Origin of the sequence: Nocardioides sp. (assembly GCF_035697785.1) — a bacterium.
In the GTDB taxonomy this organism is placed as follows: Bacteria; Actinomycetota; Actinomycetes; order Propionibacteriales; family Nocardioidaceae; genus Nocardioides_B.
Map to the genome: position 1 here is coordinate 1 of NZ_DASSCL010000132.1, position 2022 is coordinate 2022.

Below are 2022 nucleotides of genomic sequence, written 5' to 3' on the forward strand. Positions count from 1 at the left end.
CCGGGCGACGCGGACGCCGTCCTCGAACCGCGGCAGCGACCGGGAGCCGCTGCCCGGCCAGGCCCGGCCGCGCCCGTCGGACCAGGTGTCCACTGGAGTGATGACGCCGCCCGCAACGACTCCGTCCACCACCGTCCCGACCCGACCGGCCCCTTCGGGTGCGACCGGCCCGCGGGCCGACGACGACGGGCCGACCGCCTCGAGCGACCCGACGCGGGAGGCGCCTCCGACGACGGCGGCGCCGACGACCCCGCCCTCGGAACCGACGCCGAGCTCGCCGCCGCCGTCCCCGACCACGCCCCCGCCCGCCCCGACCGGCCCGGAGACCACGGCGGTCACGCGGGTGGCTGCGGCGGGCACTTGGTCGGTCGCGCTGGCGTCGAACACCGTGGACGCGTCCTTCCAGTGCAGCCTCGACGGAGCCGGTTACGCCCCCTGCGGCCCGCTCGCGACGTTCGCCGGCCTCAGGAAGGGGCGGCACACGCTTTCGGCGCGCGCCGTCGACAGCGCCGGCACGGCCGACCCCAGTCCGGTCGTGCTGACGACCCAGGTGACCGGGCTGCTCTGAGCGGGTCCCGCGCCGCCCCGCGCGGTGGCGGCGGCAGGGTCGGCACGACGTAGGCTGGCCCGGTGAGCCAGCAGATCCCCGACCTCGCGACCCTGCACGCGCTCGGTGCCGCCCAGCAGCCCTCGTGGCCCGACGCGTCCGGCCTCGAGGCCGCGGTCACGAAGCTGCGCGGGGTGCCGCCGCTGGTGTTCGCCGGCGAGTGCGACGAGCTCAAGGCCAAGCTCGCCGCCGTCGCGCGCGGCGAGGCGTTCCTGCTCCAGGGCGGCGACTGCGCCGAGACGTTCGACGGGGTCACCGCCGACAACGTGCGTAACAAGCTCCGCGTGCTCCTGCAGATGGCGGTGGTGCTCACCTACGCCGCGTCGGTCCCGGTGGTGAAGCTCGGCCGGATCGCCGGTCAGTACGCCAAGCCGCGTTCGTCGGACTCGGAGACCCGCGACGGATTGACGCTCCCGGCGTATCGCGGCGATGCCGTCAACGGGTACGAGTTCACCGAGTCTTCGCGCATCCCCGACCCACAGCGGCTGGTCGACGTCTACAACTCCTCGGCGGCGACGCTGAACCTCGTCCGCGCGTTCGTGACCGGTGGGTACGCCGACCTGCGACAGGTGCACACCTGGAACACCGACTTCGTCCGCGAGTCCCCCGTCGGCCGTCGCTACGAGCGGCTGGCCGCCGAGATCGACCGGGCACTCACGTTCATGAAGGCCATCGGCGCCGACCCCGACGAGTTCCACCGGGTCGACTTCCACTCGAGCCACGAGGCACTGGTGCTGGAGTACGAGCACGCGCTCACCCGCATCGACTCGCGCACCCAGCAGCCGTACGACGTGTCGGCGCACTTCCTCTGGATCGGCGAACGCACGCGTCAGCTCGACGGCGCCCACGTGGAGCTGCTGTCGCGGATTCGCAACCCGATCGGCGTCAAGCTCGGACCCACCACCTCGCCCGACGACGCGCTCGCCCTCGCGGCCAAGCTCAACCCCGCCAACGAGACCGGCCGGCTCACCTTCATCACCCGGATGGGCGCCGGCAAGATCCGCGACGCGCTGCCCAACCTGGTGGAGAAGGTCACCGCGGCCGGCGTCTCGGTGGCGTGGGTGTGCGACCCGATGCACGGCAACACCTTCGAGGCGTCCTCGGGCTACAAGACCCGCCGCTTCGACGACGTGATCTCCGAGGTGCAGGGCTTCTTCGACGTACACCGCTCGCTCGGCACCTGGCCCGGCGGCGTGCACGTCGAGCTCACCGGCGACGACGTCACCGAGTGCGTCGGCGGGGGAGAGGCACTGCTCGAGGACGACCTGCACAACCGCTACGAGTCGGTGTGCGACCCTCGGCTGAACCGCGTGCAGTCGCTGGAGCTCGCGTTCCTGGTCGCCGAGATGCTGTCGCAGGCGGCGCCCGCCCGGACCCCGTGACGCCCGCGGCCCTAGCATCGGCACGATGACGCT

Annotated in this window: 3 protein-coding genes; 2 read left to right on the top strand and 1 reads right to left on the bottom strand. The window is 73.0% G+C overall.

Annotated features, from left to right (window positions below):
* On the bottom strand, positions 1 to 387 hold a 387-nt coding region (locus VFH10_RS14380), incomplete at its 3' end, for a hypothetical protein (RefSeq protein WP_325129736.1).
* Position 388: 1 nt separating this feature from the next.
* On the opposite strand from VFH10_RS14380, the gene VFH10_RS14385 reads away from it, so the two are divergent.
* Both VFH10_RS14385 and VFH10_RS14390 read left to right on the top strand, forming a co-directional pair.
* Positions 389 to 568, top strand: coding sequence for a hypothetical protein (locus VFH10_RS14385; protein WP_325129739.1), 180 nt, complete (start codon positions 389 to 391; stop codon positions 566 to 568).
* Between the two features lie 62 nt (positions 569 to 630).
* Positions 631 to 1989: a class II 3-deoxy-7-phosphoheptulonate synthase gene (locus VFH10_RS14390; protein WP_325129741.1), complete on the top strand. Its 1359-nt coding sequence runs from the start codon at positions 631 to 633 to the stop codon at positions 1987 to 1989.
* The last annotated feature ends 33 nt before the right edge of the window (positions 1990 to 2022 follow it).